Source organism: Streptomyces acidicola (assembly GCF_009377235.1).
GTDB lineage: Bacteria > Actinomycetota > Actinomycetes > Streptomycetales > Streptomycetaceae > Streptomyces > Streptomyces acidicola.
In genome coordinates this window covers 76,647-96,746 of record NZ_VMNX01000003.1, presented here as the reverse complement: position 1 = coordinate 96,746, position 20,100 = coordinate 76,647, and the positions used below count along the sequence as shown (strand labels likewise).

The 20,100-nt window shown below is 71.6% G+C and carries 17 protein-coding genes and 2 pseudogenes; 8 read left to right on the top strand and 11 right to left on the bottom strand.

Annotation, left to right across the window (positions count from 1 at the left end):
* Positions 1-34 precede the first annotated feature (34 nt).
* Positions 35-910: a shikimate dehydrogenase gene (locus FPZ41_RS02575; RefSeq protein ID WP_322619744.1), complete on the bottom strand. Its 876-nt coding sequence runs from the start codon at positions 908-910 to the stop codon at positions 35-37.
* A 406-nt stretch (positions 911-1,316) separates the two neighbouring features.
* Here FPZ41_RS02575 and FPZ41_RS02570 point away from each other — a divergent pair, with 406 nt between their 5' ends.
* From FPZ41_RS02570 to FPZ41_RS02560, 3 genes are all read left to right on the top strand, one after another.
* Positions 1,317-1,982 carry a TetR/AcrR family transcriptional regulator gene (locus FPZ41_RS02570; RefSeq protein ID WP_152858570.1) on the top strand — a complete coding sequence of 222 codons (666 nt, stop codon included), beginning with the start codon at positions 1,317-1,319 and terminating at the stop codon, positions 1,980-1,982.
* 324 nt (positions 1,983-2,306) lie between these two features.
* Positions 2,307-3,662 (top strand): MFS transporter, encoded by a 1,356-nt coding sequence (locus tag FPZ41_RS02565; RefSeq protein WP_322619743.1) that lies wholly within the window; start codon positions 2,307-2,309, stop codon positions 3,660-3,662.
* A gap of 274 nt (positions 3,663-3,936) precedes the next feature.
* Positions 3,937-4,890 (top strand): hypothetical protein, encoded by a 954-nt coding sequence (locus tag FPZ41_RS02560; protein WP_228022370.1) that lies wholly within the window; start codon positions 3,937-3,939, stop codon positions 4,888-4,890.
* Positions 4,891-4,998: 108 nt separating this feature from the next.
* Here the strand turns inward: FPZ41_RS02560 and FPZ41_RS02555 are convergent, their stop codons facing one another.
* Entirely contained in the window at positions 4,999-5,472 is a 474-nt protein-coding gene (locus tag FPZ41_RS02555) for a TIGR03618 family F420-dependent PPOX class oxidoreductase (RefSeq protein ID WP_152858567.1), read from the bottom strand.
* Positions 5,473-5,546: 74 nt separating this feature from the next.
* On the opposite strand from FPZ41_RS02555, the gene FPZ41_RS02550 reads away from it, so the two are divergent.
* From FPZ41_RS02550 to FPZ41_RS02540, 3 genes are all read left to right on the top strand, one after another.
* Entirely contained in the window at positions 5,547-6,122 is a 576-nt protein-coding gene (locus FPZ41_RS02550) for a TetR/AcrR family transcriptional regulator (protein WP_152858564.1), read from the top strand.
* Positions 6,119-7,558: an MFS transporter gene (locus FPZ41_RS02545; protein WP_152858561.1), complete on the top strand. Its 1,440-nt coding sequence runs from the start codon at positions 6,119-6,121 to the stop codon at positions 7,556-7,558. Before FPZ41_RS02550 ends, FPZ41_RS02545 begins: the two co-directional genes overlap by 4 nt.
* A gap of 85 nt (positions 7,559-7,643) precedes the next feature.
* Positions 7,644-8,870 carry a serine hydrolase domain-containing protein gene (locus FPZ41_RS02540; RefSeq protein WP_152858558.1) on the top strand — a complete coding sequence of 409 codons (1,227 nt, stop codon included), beginning with the start codon at positions 7,644-7,646 and terminating at the stop codon, positions 8,868-8,870.
* Between the two features lie 108 nt (positions 8,871-8,978).
* Here the strand turns inward: FPZ41_RS02540 and FPZ41_RS02535 are convergent, their stop codons facing one another.
* Entirely contained in the window at positions 8,979-10,268 is a 1,290-nt protein-coding gene (locus tag FPZ41_RS02535; protein WP_152858555.1) for an RNA-guided endonuclease InsQ/TnpB family protein, read from the bottom strand.
* A gap of 274 nt (positions 10,269-10,542) precedes the next feature.
* Between FPZ41_RS02535 and FPZ41_RS02525 the strand changes: the two genes are divergently transcribed.
* On the top strand, positions 10,543-11,073 hold the full coding sequence (locus FPZ41_RS02525; RefSeq protein WP_152858550.1) for a hypothetical protein: 531 nt from the start codon (positions 10,543-10,545) through the stop codon (positions 11,071-11,073).
* Positions 11,074-11,085: 12 nt separating this feature from the next.
* Here FPZ41_RS02525 and FPZ41_RS02520 read toward each other — a convergent pair whose 3' ends face one another.
* From FPZ41_RS02520 to ribA, 4 genes and pseudogenes are all read right to left on the bottom strand, one after another.
* Complete coding sequence (locus FPZ41_RS02520; protein ID WP_152858548.1) at positions 11,086-12,276, bottom strand: saccharopine dehydrogenase family protein; 1,191 nt, start codon at positions 12,274-12,276, stop codon at positions 11,086-11,088.
* Entirely contained in the window at positions 12,269-13,324 is a 1,056-nt protein-coding gene (locus tag FPZ41_RS02515; protein ID WP_152858546.1) for a saccharopine dehydrogenase, read from the bottom strand. Before FPZ41_RS02515 ends, FPZ41_RS02520 begins: the two co-directional genes overlap by 8 nt.
* Positions 13,321-14,463: pseudogene (locus FPZ41_RS02510) on the bottom strand (NAD(P)/FAD-dependent oxidoreductase). Before FPZ41_RS02510 ends, FPZ41_RS02515 begins: the two are co-directional and overlap by 4 nt.
* 150 nt (positions 14,464-14,613) lie before the next feature.
* Positions 14,614-15,282, bottom strand: a complete 669-nt coding sequence (ribA, locus tag FPZ41_RS02505) for a GTP cyclohydrolase II (RefSeq protein ID WP_152858544.1) — start codon at positions 15,280-15,282, stop codon at positions 14,614-14,616.
* A gap of 78 nt (positions 15,283-15,360) precedes the next feature.
* Between ribA and FPZ41_RS02500 the strand changes: the two genes are divergently transcribed.
* Entirely contained in the window at positions 15,361-16,212 is an 852-nt protein-coding gene (locus FPZ41_RS02500) for a creatininase family protein (RefSeq protein WP_152858542.1), read from the top strand.
* Between the two features lie 119 nt (positions 16,213-16,331).
* Here the strand turns inward: FPZ41_RS02500 and FPZ41_RS47815 are convergent.
* The 4 genes and pseudogenes from FPZ41_RS47815 to FPZ41_RS02480 form a co-directional block, all read right to left on the bottom strand.
* Positions 16,332-17,486: pseudogene (locus FPZ41_RS47815) on the bottom strand (lysylphosphatidylglycerol synthase transmembrane domain-containing protein); the annotation flags it as partial.
* A complete protein-coding gene (locus FPZ41_RS02490) occupies positions 17,483-18,460 on the bottom strand; it encodes a class I SAM-dependent methyltransferase (RefSeq protein ID WP_152858538.1) in 978 nt (325 codons plus the stop codon). The pseudogene FPZ41_RS47815 and the gene FPZ41_RS02490, both read right to left, overlap by 4 nt.
* A gap of 1 nt (position 18,461) precedes the next feature.
* On the bottom strand, positions 18,462-19,691 hold the full coding sequence (locus FPZ41_RS02485; protein WP_322619742.1) for a glycosyltransferase family 4 protein: 1,230 nt from the start codon (positions 19,689-19,691) through the stop codon (positions 18,462-18,464).
* Entirely contained in the window at positions 19,688-20,086 is a 399-nt protein-coding gene (locus FPZ41_RS02480) for a 6-pyruvoyl trahydropterin synthase family protein (protein WP_152858536.1), read from the bottom strand. The genes FPZ41_RS02485 and FPZ41_RS02480 overlap by 4 nt, the downstream gene beginning before the upstream one ends.
* Positions 20,087-20,100: the final 14 nt, after the last annotated feature.

Sequence of the window (20,100 nt, the reverse complement as noted above, 5' to 3'; positions counted from 1 at the left end):
GACACTGTGCGGCTCCGCCGCGAGGGGGTTCCCCTCAGTTACGGACACTCGCAACGTCGGCCAACTCCGCGATGTCCGCCAGCATCCGGGTGGCGTCCGGCTCCCGGCCGGTGAAGAGACGGAACGCGTCCGCGGCCTGGAACACAGCCATCCCGCCCCCGTCCAGAACGGGACAGCCAACCGCTCGGGCGGTGCGCAGCAGCTCCGTCTCCAACGGCCGGTAGACCACCTCGGCGATCCACAGCCCCGGCCGCAGCAGCCCGGCCGGAAACGGCAGACCGGGGTGGGCGGCCATCCCGGTGGGTGTCGCGTGTACGACGCCGTCGGCGTCGGCCAGCAGCCGGGGCAGGGCGTCGAGGGCCGCGGTGGCCGCGCGGCCGGGGCCGAAGTGCCGGTTCAGTGAGGCGGCGAGGTCGGCGGACCGGTCGGGCATCGCGTCCACCACGGTGATGTGCCCGGCGCCGAGGGTGAGCATGGCGTGGGCGACGGCCGCGCCCGCGCCTCCGGCGCCCAGCTGCACCACGCGCTCCAGCGGGACGTCGGGCAGGCCGCGGGCGAAGGAGGCCGCGAATCCGGTGACGTCCGTGTTGTGGCCGATGGAGCGGCCGTCCTGGAAGACGACGGTGTTGACCGCGCCGAGCGCCTCGGCCCCCGGGGAGAGCGCGTCCAGGTGCTCGATGACGAGCTGCTTGCACGGGTGCGTGATGTTCAGCCCGTCGAAGCCCAGGTCGCGGGCGGCCCGCACGAGGTCACCCACCGCCTCGGGTCCGGCATGGAGGGTGTCGATGTCGATCAGGCGGTACACATAGCGCAGGCCCTGCCGGTCGGCCTCACGCTCGTGCAGCGCGGGGCTGAGCGAGGGCCCGATGCCCGACCCGATGAGACCGACGAGATACGAGTCCTGGGGCACGGCTGGGCCTCCTGCGAGCGGAGCTAATGAACGAACTGGTTCGTTAGTCATATCAGCCCACCGACATCCTGGGAAGGGGCACGTCACCGCCCCGGAACGACCGGCGGACCGGTGGCCCGGTGGGCCGATGAGTCCCGCGGAGACCTGAGCGGGGCCGGAATGACCGCAGAGACCTGAGCGGGGCCGGAGGCCCGGACGGGCTTGAGCTACCCGCACCCCCTGCGCGATGACCATCTGCTTCTACAATCGCGGGCACCGGAAGCCCTTCATCGCGGACACTGGATCTCGACCGGGGGGCCGACCCCGGGTCGTCGCGGGACGCCCCCCGGGCGCCCCGAACGCCCTGGGCCGACCGGGAACCGGCCCGCCCCCCGCCCGAAGGAACCCGAGGAATCCGAGGAACCCGATGACCACTGTCGACGAGCCGGCCCGTTCCGGCGGGCGGCTGCGCGACGCGGCCCGCACGAGGGCCGAGATCCTCGACGTGGCGACCGCGGAGTTCGCCCGCGCCGGGTACGCCGGGGCGCGCGTCGACGAGATCGCGGCCCGCACCCGCACCACGAAGCGGATGATCTACTACTACTTCGGCGGCAAGGAACAGCTGTTCACGGCCGTTCTGGAGCGCGCGTACTCGGTGATCCGGCAGGCCGAGCAGGAGCTGAACGTCGAGCACCTGGACCCGGTCGCGGCCATCCGCCGGCTGGCCGAGCTGACCTTCGACCACCACGAGGCGCACCCCGACTTCATCCGCCTGGTGAGCATCGAGAACATCCACGAGGCCGAACACATCGCCGCCTCCGAGGAGTTGGGACGCATCGGCTCCCCCGCGCTGGAGGTCATCCGCCGCATCCTGGAGTCGGGCCGGGAGTCGGGCCTGTTCACCGCGGACGTGGACGCGGTGGACCTGCACGCGATGATCAGCTCGTTCTGCTTCTTCCGCGTCGCCAACCGGCACACGTTCGGTGCCCTCTTCGGCCGCGACCTGATCGCCGCCGACCAGCGCGAGCACTACCGGACCATGCTGGGCGACATGGTCATCGCCTATCTGACAGCGGACCGCGCGGCGGACTGAGGCGCTCCACGACAGACTGAGCCGGTCCATGACGGACCGAGCCGCTCCACGACGGGCCGGGCCGCTCCACGACGAGCCGGGCCGCTCCACGACGGGCCGGGCCCTCTGCGCGACCCGGCCCGCGAAGTTCCTTCGGCGCGACCTCTTGACACCCCGGAAACCTGAGCGCAACATCACTGCCCAACCGCTACTAACTATCCAGTGGGTTAATTAGCCGGGGCAGCAAGCAGCACCCGGCGCGGCCGACCCTTCACCCCCAGGGATCCGGCACTTCTCCCCTCCGCTCGCTCCGCCTACGGTGGAGCCCCCTCGAAGGAGCACGCCGTGTCGTCTGTCCCCGCCGCACCCCACGACGCGCCGCCCGGCCAGCCCAAGAAAGCCGCTACGGCCGCGTGGATCGGCAGCGCACTGGAGTACTACGACTTCTTCATCTACGGCAGCGCCGCCGCCCTGATCTTCCCCGAGGTCTTCTTCGACGAGTCCGACCCGGCCACGGCGACCCTGCTGTCGCTGGCCACGTTCGGTGTCGCGTACGCGGCACGCCCGATCGGCGCGCTCTTCCTGGGGCACTTCGGTGACCGGCTCGGCCGCAAGAAGATCATGGTCTTCACGCTGATCCTGATGGGGCTGTCGACGTTCCTCATCGGCTGTCTGCCGACGCGGGACCAGATCGGCACGCTCGCGCCCGTCCTCCTCGTGATCTGCCGTGTCCTCCAGGGCATCTCGGCGGCGGGTGAGCAGGCCAGCGCCAACTCGATGACCCTGGAACACGCACCGCCGAACCGCCGGGGCTTCTTCACCAGCTTCACCCTCAGCGGCACACAGGGCGGGCAGCTGCTCGCCACCCTTATCTTCATCCCGGTCGCCGCGCTCCCCGAGGACCAGCTGCTGTCCTGGGGCTGGCGGATCCCGTTCTGGCTGAGCATCGCGGTCGCCGTCGTCGGCTACGTCATCCGGCGCACCCTGGAGGAGACCCCGGCCTTCACCCAGCAGGTCGAGTCGGAGGGCATCGCCAAGCTGCCGCTCGCCGAGCTGCTGCGCTCGCACTGGGCGGACGTGCTGCGGGTCATCGCGGGCGCGCTGGTCGCCTCGGTCTCCACGATCTTCACGGTGTGGGCGCTGGCGTACGGCACGAGCGACGCGGTGGGGCTGTCCCGCTCGTCGATGCTGTGGGTGGGCGCGCTCGCCAACCTCGTCGCGCTCGGCGCGATCCCGGCGTGGGCCGTCCTGTCGGACCGCATCGGCCGCCGCCCGGTGTTCCTGGTCGGCGCGGCCGGCAGCGCGATCCTGATGTTCGTCTACCTGTGGGCGATCTCCACCGGCTCGTACCCGCTGGTCCTGCTGCTCGGCATCCTCACCTTCGGCGTGGTGTACTCGGCCGCGAACGGCATCTGGCCCTCCTTCTACGGTGAGATGTTCTCCACCCGCGTCCGCCTCTCCGGCATGGCCATCGGCACGCAGATCGGTTTCGCGGTCGCCGGGTTCGCCGTGACGTTCGCCGCGCAGATCGCCGGCCCGAACGGTGACGACTGGTTCGCCGTGGCCCTCTTCACCGCCGCCCTGTGCGTCCCACCGGTCCTCGCCGCCGTCACCGCCCGCGAGACCCACAAGGTCCCGACGGAACTCCTCGGCGAGCGCACGCCGCGCGAGAACGCGGGCCGGGAGAAGGTCGCGGCCTGAGGGCCCGTCACGCGTGGAAGTCCTCGGAAACGAGTGGAAGTCCTCGGACACCCTCGGACACCGAAGAGTGTCCGAGGACTTCCGCGCCCCTGCCCCGAGGCGGCTGTTCGGGACGCAACCGCCAGGGGCTGAGGAGGACTTGGGTACGGTCCAATGCGCCCAGGTGAACAATCGCACCCCTGGGTTGAACATTCATTGACCAGGGCTTTGCACAGGGCACGCCGGTCCCGACCATGGGGAGTCGCCACCCCCGTCCCCCTACCGGAGGACCATCGTGCCCCGTTGGAGATCCGCCCTGGCAACGCTGTCGGCCGCGTTCGTGGGCGCCGCCACACTGCTCCTCGCCCCGCCCGCCCACGCCGCCCCCAGTGACACCGACCTCGCCTACCGCTGGGCGCCCCTGCACTACCAGGACACCTCGTCGGCGTACTACACCGCCGACTACCTGACGTCGGTGAACTACGACGGCGACTGGAACACCCTCAACAACTGGGAGAACCTCGACGCCAACGCCGCACGGCTGACCGGCACCGCGTACTACTCGGTGGCCGAGACCCAGACGCACTGGTACATCACCTACGGCTTCTTCCACCCCCGGGACTGGAAGGACTACCCGCTGAACCTCTTCTCGCACGAGAACGACATGGAGGGCCAGCTGGAAGTCATCCGCAAGGACGGCAGTCAGTACGGCACCCTCCAGGCCGTGGTGACGCTCGCGCACGACAACTTCTACTCGTACACCCCGCCCGGCAGCCCCTTCACCGACGGCCGCGAGAACATCGACGGCACCCTGGTCATGCAGAACTACGACGGTGCGGCGCACCCGACGAGCTTCCAGGAAGCGCGCGGTCACGGTGCCTACGCCTGGAACGGTGCCGAGTTCCCCGGCGGCGACGGCATCGTCTACAAGCCGAGCCGCGGTGCGGGCTCCGTCCCGACCGGTGGCAACGACCGCGACGCGCGATACGGACTCACCGACCTCACCGCCGCCGACAGCCTGTGGGGCCGCCGCAACAACACGGAGACGTACGCCAAGTGGGGCGCGTTCCGCGGCGACAACGGCAAGGACAACGCGGCGCACGCTCCCTGGGCCTGGGACGACACGAACGACGGCAGCGACCTCCAGGCGGGCGCGATAGCGACCGATCCCGCGTACCTGGTCTCCCGGTACTTCGGCAACACGGGCGATCTGAGCCTGACCTATCTGCGCAACCCTTACCGCGCCTGAGAGTTCGGAGAACGCCCGTCCCGGGTGGCCGGTCCGACGGCCGCCCGGGACACGGGCGGACGGCAGCTCCTGCTCCGACGCCGTCCGGACACCCGCCCGTCCGGCCGCCTAACGCCTGGGCACCCCGTACGCCCGCTCCACCCGCAGCCGCAGGACGAGCCGACGGTCCCGGACCATGGCCGCTCGGTAGTCGTCCCAGTCGGGGTGCTCACCGCGGACGTCGCGGTAGAGCCGGATCAGCTCCTCGACCGTTTCGTCGTACGGGTCCTCGGCGACCGGGGTCAGGTCGGCCGCGCCTTCGACGACCGTGTACGCCCATCTGTCGTCGCTGGTCACGTGGTACGACACCCGTGGGTCCCGGCGCATGTTGCGGGTCTTGGCGCGGGAGTCCGTGATCGAGACGCGCACCGTCCGCTCGTCGGGGTAGTACGCGTGGTTGACATTCGAGAGCTGGGGGCGGCCGTCGGCCTTGAGGGTCACCAGCACTCCGCCGTCGCACTCGGAGAGCAGCCCGAGCAGTGCGTTCTGCGCGTCCCGCGCGGCGTCGGGCACGCCGTCGGCTTCCTTCGCGTCCTGGTTCATGTCCTGATCAACGGTCGGTGGCCGACGAGGATTCCACGTAGACAGTGTCTACTTCCTCCTGGTAGACAGTGTCTATGACCGAACAGGACGGCGGGCTGCGAACCCGTCTGATCGACGTCGGCGTCGACCTGGTGACCACGGAGGGCGTGCAGGCGCTGTCCCTCAGGGAGATCGCCCGTCGTGCGGGCGTCTCGCACGGGGCGCCCCGCCGCTACTTCCCCACCCACCTGGAGCTGCTCTCCGCCATCGCGCGCCGCGGTTTCGAGGAGCTGGCCGCGAGGGGCGTGGCAGCGATCGGCGACGGCACGGCGAGCCCCCGTGAGCAGCTCGCCGCGCTGGGGCGCGTGTACCTGGAGTTCGCGCTCACCCGCCGGGGCATGCACGAGCTGATGTTCCGTCACGACCTGCTGGAGAGCAACGCGCTGGGCCTCAGGGAGACGAGTCTGCCGCTCTTCGCGCTGCTGACGGACCTGGTCGGCCGCGCCCGCCCCGACGCCGACGCCCGCCTCCTCGCGGGCTCGCTCCTCGCGAACCTGTACGGCATCGCCCAGCTGTGGATCTGGGGCAGCCTCCAGCTCACCACGGGCACCGACGACTTCGCACCCCTCCTGCGCACCGCCCTGGACGCACACCTGGGGCCGGAGGAATGAGGGCACCGAGAGCAACGGGCCTGACGACGGCGACGGTGGAGGCCGTGGCACCGCCCCGCCGTCTCACCCTCGCGAGCAGCGTCCTCGGTGCGGTGATCGTCGCGCTCGACGGAACGGTGCTCACCATCGCGCAGCCCACCCTCCAGCGTGAACTGCACGCCTCCTTTGCCCAGGTGCAGTGGACGAGCACCGGCTACCTCATCGCGGTGGCGAGCCTGCTGGTCTTCGCGGGGCGCCTCGGGGACCGGTACGGCCACCACCGGATGTTCGCCGTCGGGATGCTGGGCTTCGGGGCGGCGTCGGCGGGCATCGGGTGGGCGTCCGGTGTGGGCTGGGTGATCGCTCTGCGGGTGGCCCAGGGCGTCTTCGGGGCACTGTTGCAACCCGCCACTCTCGGCATGCTGCGCGCCGCGTACCCGCCCGACCGGCTGGGCATGCCGCTCGCGCTGCGCACCAGTGCCATAGGGGTGGCGGCCGCGGCCGGTCCTCTGGTCGGCGGGGTGCTGGTCACCCATCTGGGCTGGCGCTCGGTGTTCTTCCTCAACGTCCTGCCGGCGCTCGTGCTGGGTCTCCTGGCGCTGACCGTGCGAGCCCCGGCGCGGCGGCGGACCGGTGCAGTTGGCCTCGATCTGCCCGGTGCCTGTCTGCTCGCGGTGGCCCTCGGCTGGCTGGTGCACACGCTGGTCGGCGCACCGGACGGGGACTCCACAACGGGGACCGTGCTCGGGCTGCTCGCCGCGGCGGGCGCGGCCGTCGCCTTCGTACGCCGGGAGCGGCGCACCGCCGATCCACTGCTGCCGCCCGGCGTGCTGGGCTCGGCGGCCGTCGGAGCGGCGCTCGGTGTCCTCGTGGCCGCGTCGGCGGCGATGCTCGGAACGATGTTCGTCAGCAGCTACGCCCTCCAGGACGTCCTCGGCATGGACCCCCTGCGGACGAGCCTGACCGCGCTGCCGGGAGCGGTCGCAATGGTGCCGGCCGCACCGCTCTCGGCCGTGCTGCTGCGCCGGTGGGGTGCCCGCCCGACGGCCCTCGGGGGCATGGGGCTCCTCACCCTCGGTGTGGTGGCTCTGTCCCGGATCGACGAGGGCACGTCGACGGTGGGCATCGGAGGCGGCTTCCTGCTGGTGGGGGCCGGTTTCGGGGCGGTGATGGTGACGGCGACCGCGGTCGTCGTACGGGACGTCCCGGTGGAGTCGGTCGGGGTGGCGGGCGGGCTCCAGCAGACCGCGCTGAACATCGGCCCGACGCTCGGGGTCGCGGTGGCCACGGCGGTGATCGGTGTGTCAGGCGGGGTGGCGCCCGGCCCCGCACTCACGGCGCTGGCGTGCGGAGCGGCGCTCGGCGGCGTGCTCTGCTTCAGGCTGCCCGGACCGGGAACCCCGAACACGGTTGACTCACCGTCCGTAAGGGAGCATGAGAAGGAAGGACGTTCGTGAGCCATGGCCCGGAGCGGACCGTCGAGCCGGAGCGGAGAGCGTGGCCCGGGTCGCGTGAGTGCCCGGGCCGCACCGGAGGTGAATCATGGGACGACTGCGACAAGAGGTGGAGCCGGGCTCGGTCGGCCTCGACCCGAAGTCCCTGGCCCGGCTGGACGAGCACTTCGCCCACCTGGTGGACGACGGCCGACTGCCCGGCTATCTGGTCTCCGTCGCCCGGCACGGCCGCGTCGCCCACCTCACGACGTACGGCCATCGGGACCGCGCGGCCGGGCTCCCCGTCGAGACCGACACCATCTGGCGCATCTACTCGATGACCAAGCCGGTCACGTCGGTGGCCGCGCTGATACTCGTGGAGGAGGGCCGCCTCGCCCTCGACGACCCGGTGTCCCGGTACATACCGGCCTTCGCCGAGCCCCGGGTGTACGAGTCGGGCTCCGGCAGCGAGACCGTGACCCGCCCGGCGGAGCAGCCGGTCCTGGTCCGCCATCTCATGACCCACACCTCGGGCCTGACGTTCGGCTTCTACCACTCCCACCCCGTCGACGCGCTCTACCGGGACGCGGGGCTGGAGAACTCCGTCCCCTCGGGCGCCGACCTGGCCCGTACGTGCGACGTGTACGCGAGCCTGCCGCTGCAGTTCGAGCCGGGCACGCAGTGGAACTACTCGGTCGCCTCGAACGTCCTCGGCCGCGTCATCGAGGTGGTCTCGGGTCTGCCCCTCGACGAGTTCTTCGCCGAGCGGCTCTTCGGCCCCCTGGGCATGACGGACGCGGGTTTCTGCGTCACACCCGAACAGGCGCCGCGGCTGGCGGAGTTGTACGGCGAGACCGACGACGGCGGCATCACCCCGATACCCGGCCTCCCGCTGCACGGCCGCCCGCGCTTCCTGTCCGGCAGCGGGGGCATGGCCGCCACGGCCCACGACCACCACCGCTTCATGGAGTTCCTGCGCCGCCGCGGCGAACTCGACGGCACCCGCCTGCTCTCCCCGGAATCCATCGGCACGATGACCGCCAACCACCTCCCGGACAACGCCGACCTGCGGTCCTTCGGCAGCGCACCCCACCGGCTGCCCAGTAACGCGGGCGTCGGTTTCGGCCTTGGCGTGTCGGTCGTCATCGACCCCGAGGCCACCGAAACCCCTTCCTCCCGGGGCACGTTCGGCTGGAGCGGTGTGGCCACCACGACGTTCTGGGTCGACCCGACGAGGGACCTGACGGTCCAGTTCATGACCCAGGTGCGGCCGACCTCCTCCAACACGGTCTTCCCCGAGCTGCGGCGGCTGGTGCACGAAGCGGTGGTGGGCTGAGCCCCGCGCGACCGCCCGGTGACGGGTGGGACACGGTGCCATCGGGCAATACGCTGGGCCCGCACGGATCGGCGGCGCGGAAAGGGAGCCATTGACATCCTCCTCCTCTCAAGAGAGGGGGATTCCAACCCAGGTGGGTTGAGGTTCACGAGCGCTCGAACGGCCGGTGGCCGTTGTCACTCCTCCGGCACAGGCTTGACGCCTGGGGCGGGGAATCCCGCCCTGTCCTGCCGCGACGTTGGTTGCTGCGTTCTCGTCCGCATTGCAGGTGAAGCCGCAGGATACGCACGCGAAGTCGGCTTGGCTCTTGCGCGACTTCTTCTCGATCCATCCGCAGGCGCTGCATCGCAGGGAGGTGTACGGAGCGGGTACGTCTTCGACCCGCCCGGGAGCCTTGTGTTCGGTGCGTCGGTGGAGCAGGCCCCAGCCCTGGGCGAGGATGCCCCGGTTCGGCCCGGCCTTCTGCCGCACGTTCTTGCCTGGCTGCTCGGCTGTTCCCTTCGCCGAGCGGGTCATGCTCTTGATGTCCAGCTTCTCGAACCGGATCAGGTCGTAACTGCGGGCGAGCATCGTGCTGGTCTTCTCGCACCAGTCCTTGCGCCGGTTCGCCTCCCGCGCCTTGAGCCGGGAGACTTTCGCCTGCTCGGCGGTCTTCTCCGGGCTGCCTCTCTTCGCGCGCGCTGCCCGCCGCTGGTGCTTGCGGATCTGTGCGTGTTCCTTGACGGTCAACTGCGGGCAGTTCAGTTTCCGCCCGTCCGACAGGGCCGCCGTGATGGTCACGCCGCGGTCGATGCCGATGACCTCGCTCGTGCCGGGTGCGGCGATCGGCTCGGGGATCACGGCGAACGCGATGTGCCACTGGCCGTTGCGAAAGGTGATGCGGTACGTCTTCGCGCTGGGCAGGCAGGCCCGGCTGAGGCGGAAGCGCACCCAGCCGCAGCCGGGCACCTTGACCTGCGCCCACCGGCGATTGAGCTTCTGCACTACCACCAAGCGGCCCATGACCTGTTTGCCGGTCCTGGACTTCAGCTTCGGCGTACCGTCCAACTCGTACTCGGGCAGGCGGTCGGTTCCGATGACGCGGAAGCCTTCGTGCTGGTACTTCTTCCGCCAGGTCGGCTCACCGAACCCGGAGGTGAAGCGAGCGCTCTTGGCCTTTGCGAAGTCCTTGAGTGCTTGCTGCTGCACGTCCGCGTTACCAGCAGCAAGCCATGCGTTCTCACGCCGGGCCTCAGTAAGCTGCCGACACTGCTCCGCGAAACCCGGGGCCGACTTGCGGCCGGGCTCCCAGTGCGAGTGCTGCTCAACGGCCAGGTTCCACATGTACCGAGCGTGCGCGCAGTGCAGGAACATCTGCTGCTCCTGCTGCGGCGTCGGATACATGCGGAAACGTGGCATGCTGTCACCGTGGCGGCACAATGCGTGATCAAGTGCACGTTTCATGTCCCCGACGATCTACACACCAGGCTGACCGCTCAGTCGGCTGCTGACCGGCGGTCACTCAACTCGGAGTTGCTGCACCTGCTTGAGGTCGCCCTCACCACCGTGGGAGCAGACGCCGAATTGCCCGGAGGCGATACGGCTGCCTCTGCCCAGTAAGAGAGGTGGATCTACGACCGACTCGGCGTCACCCCATCGCCGCGCCCTCCCGCTCCAGAACCAGCCCTCGAGCGTGCTCTCGAAGCATCGCGCTACCCGGACCACGTACGACGTGACGGGCAGCCCGCTCCCCGACGGCACCGTCGAGGTGCTGCGCCGCCCGGTGGTCACGGGGCTCGGCCCGCGGGAGGCACGCGGCTTCTACGCCGTCACCGACCGCGAGACCCACGTGCTGCATCCCAAGAGCGCGGAGGTCATGGCGCGCACGGTCGTCGACGCCGAGCTGCCGCCGGCCGAGTGGGTGCGCCGCACGGCCGAGCGGCTCCCCCACCTGAACGTCGTGGTGGCGCCGCTGGCCGACGACCGCTGTCTGGTCCGGCTGCGCGGCGGCACCCTGCTGGAGGCGCACGCCCGCCGCCCGTGGGGCACCCCGCGCCCCCGCCTCGACGCCCTCCTCCTCGGCTCGGCCCTCAACCTCTGGTGGCTCGCGGAACCGTCGCGGGACCCGGCCGCGGACGCCGTGGCCTCCGGGATGCGGGTCCGCACCGGTGAGCGGGTACTGGAAGTGGCGTTCACGGCCGGGGAGGACTGCGGGGAGGACTGACCTCCGCGACGCTCACCGGCCCTCTCGGAACGTGAACTCGACCCCGTCCCCCGCCAGTTCCTCCAGCCACTCCTCCGACCGCTCCGCCGTCCGAGCCGCCCGGCTGAGCCCCGGCGGGAGGGTGCCGTCGAGGATGTGCCGTACGCCGAGGGCGAGGGGGCGGGAGACGCAGCGGGCCATGGCGCTCTCCTCGGTGGTGCCGACGGCGTCGAGCAGGTAGCGGCCCGACCAGCTCTCGCCCGGCCCGCCCGTCACGTCGAGCGACACCGCGAGGACGACACGGTCGTGATCGGCCTCGGTGGTGGGGTACGTCGCCGCCAGCTGTCGTGCCAGCGCGGCGATGCGCTCGTCGTCGCCGCGTTCGAGTTCCGCGAAGACCGGCGCCCAGGCGGTCAGCCAGCCGTCGAGGCGGAGGGTGCCGCGGACGAAGGTGCGGGGCTTCCAGGCGGCGGGCAGGGCGTACTGGTCGACGAAGGGGACGCTGTCGCGGTTGGGGTAGGCCTCGAAGGTCTCGCCGTCGATCACATGGGGGCGGGTCGCCTCCCAAGGGCGGACCACCGTCGTCTCCGCGCCGTCCTCGATGTAGCGGGCCGGTGCGCGCAGGGCGCCCAGGACCCCCGCGGGGGCCCAGCTGAAGCGGTACTTGAAGTCGTTCGGTACCGCCGGGATGCCGCCGCAGTACGAGGTGAGGGTGTACGTGGCGGCCGTGCCCGCGCCGACCGCCCGCTCGGCGCGCCCGATCAGGCCCTGGGCGAAGAGGTGGTCGATGCCGGGGTCCAGGCCGGCCTCGGTGAGCACGGTCAGCCCCCTGGCATCGGCTTCCGGCACCTGGTCGAGGACCGCGTCCGAGACATAGCTGGAGCAGGCGAAGTGGGCCCGCCGGTCGATGGCGGTGGCCAGCAGCGGCGCATGGTCCGGGGCCGGGAGCATCGAGACGACCACGTCTCCGGGGGCGAGTTCGGCCGCGAGCGCCGGGAGCGTGTACGCGCGGGGTTCGGCACGACCCGTCAGGCCCCGGGCCGCCAGCGCGTCAGCGGCGCGTTCCTCGGTACGGTGCCAGAGCCGTACGCGATCGGCGACGTCGCACAGGGCGGCGAGTCCGCTGCCCGTGGACAGGCCCGCACCGATCCAGTGGACCGTGCCGCTCGCGGGAACGGCCCCCTCCGCGGCCTCCTTCACCGTCCCGGTCGCGCCCTCAGTCATCGTCGAACTCCCCTCCTCCGATACCGGATTCGCGCAACGCCTCATGGAAGCGGGCCAGGCAGCGCCCCCACGGTCCGGTGACACCGAAGTCCAGCAGCTGCGGCAGCAGCGAGCCCGAGAAGTCGGTGCTGGCCTCTCGCGGCAGCAGGGACGGCAGGTTGTCGATGGCGATGAGGTCGAGCGGGGGCCGCTCGCGCAGGCGCCGTACGGGATGTTCCCAGTCCGTGGTCGTGTCGTAGATCGGCAGCACGTTCATGGGTGAGCCGACGTCGACGGTGACGTCCGAGAGGGTCCGAAGCCTGCGGTCGGGGTCGTCGAGGTCCTTGTCCGTCAGGAAGGGCGGCACCGGCCGGGTCGTCAGCACGGTGTTGACCATCAGCTCGTGGTCCAGGAGGGCCCGACGGTCCAGGGCGCGGGTCTCGGCCAGGTCCCAGCAGGTGGGGGCGATCCCGGCCTCGCCGAGCGCGACGCGCGCCCCGCGGCCGCTGCGGCCCAGGGCACCGACCACCAGCGCGCTCACCTCTCCCCCGGACGTGCGGAGCTGCTCCTCGAGCTCCTGCTTGGCCGTGGGCCGCAGGGGGGTGTCGAGCACGCCCCGGTGGTGGAGTACGGCGAGGGCCGCGCCGATGTACCCGGCCCAGTAGCCGAACGCGGCGAGCCGGCGGCCCTCGTCGTCGACCAGGTACTCCAGGTCCAGCAGCGCCCCGCCCCCGGCGACGAACCGGTGCAGCAGCGCCTCCGCGCCGGGCTGCCCCTTGTAGGCGTGCCCGAAGTAGATGTGGCGGTGTGTCAACTCTGCTGGCTCGTCCGGGAGTTCCTTGAGTCCGACGATCACCGCGTCCCGGGGTGCGGTGCCCCAGGAGCCCGCCGCCGTGACACGGCACCCGGCCGCCTCGTACTCCTCCGTCGGGAAGATCCGCTGCGGCGACTCCTCCACCGTCAGCGTGATGCCGTTCTCGACGAGCCGGGCGGCGTCCGCTGGGACGATCGGCGTGCGGCGTTCGGTGGAGCGGGACTCGTGGCGGAGCCACAGGTGGAGCTGGGTCATACCAGGTTGACCTCCGGGCGCGCGGCGTCGGCGGCGAACCGGTCGACGCTCAGGGGGCTGATGTCGACGAAGGGTACGCGGCCCAGGTACAGGTCGCGGACCACCTCGCCGACGGCCGGGCCCTGGAGGAAGCCGTGGCCGGAGAAACCGGTGGCGTACAGGAAGCGGGAGCACGAACCCGCCTCGCCGATCAGCGCGTTGTGGTCGGGGCTGATCTCGTACAGGCCGGCCCAGCCGCCTGTCCGGCGCAGGTCGAGCAGGGCCGGGGCGCGCCGTTCCATGGCCTCGTACAGGCGGGGGATCCAGCGGTCGTGCGTGTCGGTGGCGAAGCCGGGGGTCTCGTCGGGGTCGGACATGCCGACGAGGAGGCCGGGGCCCTCGGTGTGGAAGTAGAAGCTGCTCGCGAAGTCGATCGTCATGGGGAGGTCCGGCGGGAGGTCCGGGACCGGTTCGGTGACGGCGATCTGACGGCGCAGCGGCTCCACCGGGAGGTCCACGCCCGCCATGGCGCCGACGGCCCGGGACCAGGGGCCGGCCGCGCAGACTACGGTGTCGGTGGCGATCCGGCCCCGGCCGGTGGTCACCGCCGTGATGCTGTCCCCTCAGGTCTCGATGCCGGTGACCTCGCAGTGCCGCAGCACTCGCGCGCCGTGGCGGCGGGCGCCGGCCGCGTAGCCGTGGACCACGGCCTCGGGCGTGCAGTGCCCGTCGTCGGGCGAGAACGCGGCGGCCAGCAGACCGTCGGTGGTGATCAGCGGGCAGAGCCGCTGTGCCTCGGCGGGGTCGAGCAGGCGGCTGGGCACACCGAGCGAGTTCTGCAGCCGGACACCCGCCTCGAAGGCGGCGACCTCCGCCTCGGTCGACAGCAGGAAGAGGTAGCCGACGCGGTGCAGTCCGATGTCGTGGCCCGGTTCCTCGCCGAAACGGGCGAACGCCTCCAGGCTGCGGGCGCCGAGCTGGATGTTGAGCTCGTCGGAGAACTGGGCGCGGACGCCGCCCGCGGCTCGTGCCGTCGAGCCGGAGGCCAGTTCGTCGCGCTCGACGAGCACGACGTCGGGCACGCCGGCGCGGGCTAGGTGGTAGGCGATGCTCGTGCCGATGACTCCACCGCCGATGACGACGACGCGTGCGCTGTCCATCACGCGTTGGGTCTTCCACGGCCGGGGCGGGTTCATGCGGCGCAAGCGGGCCGAGGCCGCGCCCCTTTGGGGGCGCGGGGCAGCGACATCATGCGGCTCCGCCGCGCGGGCGCGAGCAACCACACACAAACCCGCAGACAGCAGCCGGCCTCAAGAAGAACGGACCGCCGCTGCCTCAAGGTGGGGCAGATAGTGGTCCAACCGCTCCCGCTTCGTGCGCAGGTAGGCGATGTTGTCCTCGCACGGAGTGATCAGCAGCGGCACCTGCTCGGCGACCTTGATGCCGTGCCGCAGCAGTGCCTCGCGCTTGCGCGGGTTGTTCGACATCAGCCGCACCGAGCGGACCCCGAGGTCGTGCAGCATCTCCGCCGCGACCCGGTAGTCGCGGGCGTCCACGGGCAGCCCGAGCGCGATGTTCGCCTCCACCGTGTCCAGGCCCTCCGACTGGAGCTTCATCGCCTGCAGCTTGGCGAGCAGGCCGATGCCCCGGCCCTCGTGCCCGCGCAGATAGACGAGGATGCCCCGGCCCTCGGCCACGATGGACCGCAGCGCGCTGTCGAGTTGGTCGCCGCACTCGCAGTGCTGGGACCCGAACGCGTCGCCGGTCAGGCATTCCGAATGCAGGCGGGTGAGAATTCCCTCACCGTCGGTGGCGTCGATGTCGCCGTACACGAGCGCGACTTGTTCCTCACCGCGGTCCTGGTCGAGGTAGCCGACGGCCTCGAAGTCGCCGTACACGGTGGGCAGGGGCGCATTCACCACGCGTACGGCACCGGAGGCCTGGGCATTAGCGCCGAGCACGTCAGCAGTTTCTGTCATGATCTGGTTCCTATCTGGTAAGCCCTGGCGTCATGCGAAAATGCCGGAGCATCAGCGGAGACGAAAGGCCGGGAAAACATGAGCAGTTCGGGAACGCAGCAGACTCCGAAGGGGCCGCTGCCGACGGTATCGGCTCTGGTGCCGGCGGACACCACCGAGGACGTACGGGCCCGGGGAGCGGGCGTGGCCCGGCAGGCCGCCGTGCTCCCGGTCGGCAGTCTCGAACAGCACGGTCCGTATCTGCCGCTCGCCACGGACACACTGGTCGCCTGCGCGGTGGCCCGGGAGATCGCCGCGGCGTACCCGGTGCACCTGCTGCCGCCCGTGACCATCTCCTGCTCGCACGAGCACGCGGCCTGGCCGGGCACGGTGAGCATCTCCGCCGTGACCCTGCACGCCGTGGTACGGGACATCGCTGCCTCCCTGCGCCGGTCGGGTGTCGAGGCGCTGGTCGTGGTCAACGGGCACGGCGGGAATTACGTCCTGGGAAATGTGGTGCAGGAATCCACCGCCGAGGGACATCGCATGGCGCTCTTCCCGGCACTGGAGGACTGGGACGCCGCTCGGGAGCGGGCGGGTGTCGAGACCTCGTTGCTCAGTGATATGCATGCGGGAGAAATAGAGACCTCCATACTTCTGCATTGCCATCCCGAATTGGTCCGGGCCGGTTACGAGTCCGCCGATCTGCTTGCCGACGACCGCCGTCATCTCCTCTCCCTCGGTATGTCGGCCTACACCGAGTCCGGTGTCATCGGCCGTCCTTCGATGGGGTCCGCCGAGAAGGGAAAGGAGCTTCTGGCGGGGCTGGTAGAGGCCTTCGGGGCGTACTTCTGCGTGGTCACCTCTGACAGGGTCACCTCTGACGGGGTTTCCGCCGGCTCAGCCGGCCCGGCCGGCGCTCCCGGCAGGGATTCCGTCGCGTCCTCCTGACGCGCTCCCTTCGCCCGCAGGCCCATGTACCAGCGTGCGACGAGCACGAGAACGCCGGGCAGGGCAGCCGCGAAACTGAGCACGCCGTACACCACGGCCACGGTCAGCCCCTGGGAGGCGCCCAGGCCCGCCGCCGCGAACGACCAGGCGGTGACACCCTCCCGGGGGCCCCAGCCGCCGACGTTCAGCGGCAGGGCCATGGCGAGCAGCGCCAGCACCGCGAGCGGCACCAGTTCGGCCACGGACGCGGCGGATCCCGCGACCCGGGCGGCGAGCAGGAACATCACGACGTACCCGGCCAGCGTCGCGACCGACGAGATCACGACGGCGGGCCAGTTGCGGCGGCCGAGCAGGGCTCCGCGTGCCTCGACGAGCAGGGTGCGCGGCGCACGCCCGCGGCGCGCGGACCCGGTGGTGCGGCCCATGCGGACCGCGGCCCAGATCGCGAGCCCGCCGAGCGCGGCAAGGCCCAGCAGGGCGGCGAACCGGCGGGTCTCCTGAAGTACCGGGGAGGGCTGGGTCAGCAGGACCGTTACACCGACCACGACCAGCGCGATCTGCCCCGCGGCGCGCTCCAGTACGACCGCGCGGACGCCGCGCCCCATGTCGCCGGAGCTCTGCCCGTGGCGCACGGCGCGGTGGACGTCGCCGAGGACACCGCCGGGCAGGGCCGCGTTGAGGAACAGCGCGCGGTAGTAGTCCGCGACGGCCGGGCCCAGCGGCAGCCGGACGCCCAGCCCGCGCGCCACCACGCACCAGCGCCAGGCGCTGAGCACCGTGGTGACCGCGCCGATGGCGAGCGCTGCCAGCAGGGTCGGGGGGTCGACGCGCCGCAGCCCGTCGAGGAAGACGCCGGTGCCGAGCCGCCAGACCAGCACGGCGAGGATGGCGGTGCCGGCGAGGGTGCCGAAGTGGGTGCGCAGGGCGCGGAACAGCTTGGCCGCGGCACGAGGCTTGGCGGTCGGTTCCTGCTGTGGCGTCGGGTCGGCCTGTGTGGTGTGCGGCTCCGTGCCGGGCGAGGTCTCGTGCGGGCCGGTGTCGGTCGCCGATGTCCGCGGGCTCCTGTCCGGTGCCGTGTTCGCCGTTGTGTTCGCCGTTGTGTTCGCCGTTGTGTTCGCCGCCGTGTGCGGGTTCGTGGTGGACGAGCAGGTGCGCACGGTCACGTCGGGCAGGGGCACGTCCGGGTTCCGACACGTCCTCAAGCCGCGAGGGGAGACGCGCTCGGCGCCGCTCCGTCGATGTGCCTCGACCGCCTCCTCCACCGGTGCGCTCATGACGCCCCGCCCGTCGGCCGGGGCAGGGCCAGTACGTCGCTGTGGTGGACCACCACCCGCAGGTCACCGGCCGCGCACTGCTCCAGCCTCCGCTCCAGGTACGCCTCGGCGCGCTCCGCGAGCTCGGGGCGCTGCTCGCATGCGGCGCCGACCCAGCCGCGCAGCCACTCCTGCGCCAACTCGGCGTGTTCGGGACCGAGTTGCCAGGGGCTCGGGTGCACCCGCACGGTCGCGCCCCGCTCGGAGAAGGCCTCGCAGGCCACGGTGACCGCGTCGGGACCGAGCAGATCGCCCCGGCGCTGGTGGGCGTTGAAAGCCTCCGCCATCTCGGCGTCCAGGGGGTCCGAGGGGGTGAGCTCGACCCGGCCGGCGACGGACAGCGTCAGCAGGGCCGGGCATCCGGCGCCCACACAGGCCTCCGCGAGCGCGGCGATCTCGTCCCGGGTGAGGACGTCGAGCAGCGCGGAGGCCGTGACGAGCGAGGCGCCCTCCAGGTCGGCCGCCGTCAGGCGCCCTAGATCGCCGCGCAGTGTGGTGACCGTGACGGGGCTGCCGTCGCCCGCCGCGCGGGGCGCCCGCGCCGTGGCCAGACGCAGCAGGTCCGCGTCGTGGTCGTGCAGCACCCACTGTTGGGCGCCGTCGAGGAGGGGGGCGAGCCAGCGGCCCATCGAGCCGGTGCCGCAGCCGAGGTCGTGGACGACCAGGCCCTTGGCGCGGTCCGGCAGGTTGGCGAGCCGGATGCGCAGCGGGTCGAGGAGGTCGGCGGCCCGGGCGTTGGCGTCGGCGGGCTCACGCAACTCAAGCCACTGGGGCGCGTAACCGTGCTCCTCGGGCGGCGCGCTCGGGGCGGCGGCCGTGCCCTCGCCGCGCCCGGCCAGGCTCAGGCGCGTGCCTGTGGACGCCGGCTCGGCTCCCGTGGTCGCAGTGGACGCCGACTCGGCTCCCGTGGTCGCCGCGGGTGTCGTCGTACTCATCTCACGCCGCCTTCCGTGGTTCGTGGCGCAGCCGTCCCAGCACTCCGGCCAGGCTGCGCGCCGTCCTGGCCCAGCCGCCCAGCGCGGCCCGGCGGCCACGGGCGGCGGCCTTGAGGCGGCGCCGTACGTCGGCCTCGCCGAACCAGCCGCGCAGTTCGGCCGCGATGGCCGCGGGGTTCTCCGGCGGTACGAGGATGCCGGGCACTCCTCCGTCGGGGGCGCGGCCCACGGCCTCGGGCAGTCCGCCGACATCGGTGGCCAGCACGGGGATGCCGCGGGCGAGGGCCTCGGTGACGGCCATGCCGTACGTCTCCGCGTAGGAGGTGAGGACCATGAGGTCGGCGGAGGCGTAGCTGGCGTCGAGTTCGGCGCCGGCCTGCGGGCCCGCCAGGTGCAGTCGGCCCTCCAGGCCGAACTCCTTGACGAGGGCTCGGATGTGGTCGACATAATCGGGGTCCTGTTCGAGCCCGCCCACCAGGACACAGCTCCACGGCAGGTCGGTGACGGTCGCGAGGGCCTCCACCAGCCGGTGCTGTCCCTTGCGCGGAGTCACGGCCGCGACGCACAGCAGCCGGGAGACGCCGTCGGTGCCGGAGGCGACGGGAGCGATGTCGGCTCCGGGCGCGGCGACGTGGACGCGCTCGGGGGCGAGCCCGTGGTGGGACACGAGCCGTCGTACGGCCCAGTCGCTGGTGGCGATCACGGCGGGCACGGCCCGCAGGGTGGCCCGCTCCAGTGCGTCGAGTTCCGCCGCGTCCTCGGGCTTCAGACCGGTCTCGTCGGCCAGCGGAAGGTGTACGAGCACGGCCAGGCACAGCCGTTCGGCCTCGGGGGCCACGATCTCGGGGACGCCGCAGGCGACAAGTCCGTCGAGGAGGACGACGGTGCCGTCGGGCAGGTCCGCCAGCGTGCGGGCGAGTTCGGCGCGGGCGTCCGCGCCGGGCCGGGGCCAGTTGCCGTCGAGCATGTGCTTGTGGACCTGCCAGCCGAAGCCGGGCAGGTCGAGGCAGATCCGGCGGTCATAGGCGTTGCCGCCGCTCGGCCGGGACGGGTCGTCGACACCGCCCGGCATGACGAAGTGCACGGAGCGCAGGGACATGGGGAGGATCGCGGCGTTCTTCAGGACCGTGTTCTGGACGGGCACGTAGTCGAGCCTCGTCTGACCGTCCCGGGATGCCCGGGTTGCCCTGGCTGTGTCGACGGTCGCCTTGTCGAGGGTCATGTCGGTCACAGGGCACGCTCGTAACTCGCCCAGGCGATGTGCGACTCGTGGAGTGTGACGGTGATGCCGGCGACGCCCTTGGCGCCCTCGCCCAGCGCCCCCTTGTGGATGCGCTCGGCGAGGCGGTCGGCGATGACCTTGGCGAGGAACTCCGTCGAGGTGTTGGTGTTCGCGAAGTCGGGCTCGTTGTCGAGGTTTCGGTAGTTCAACTCGCTCACCACGGCCCCGAGTTCCTGGGTGGCCAGCCCGATGTCGACGACGATGTTGTCGTCGTCCAGCTCGGCGCGGCGGAAGGTGGCGTCCACGAGGAACGTGGCCCCGTGCAGGCGCTGCGCGGGTCCGAAGACCTCTCCGCGGAAGCTGTGGGCGATCATGATGTGATCGCGGACAGTGATGCTGAACAACGGACGACCCTCCA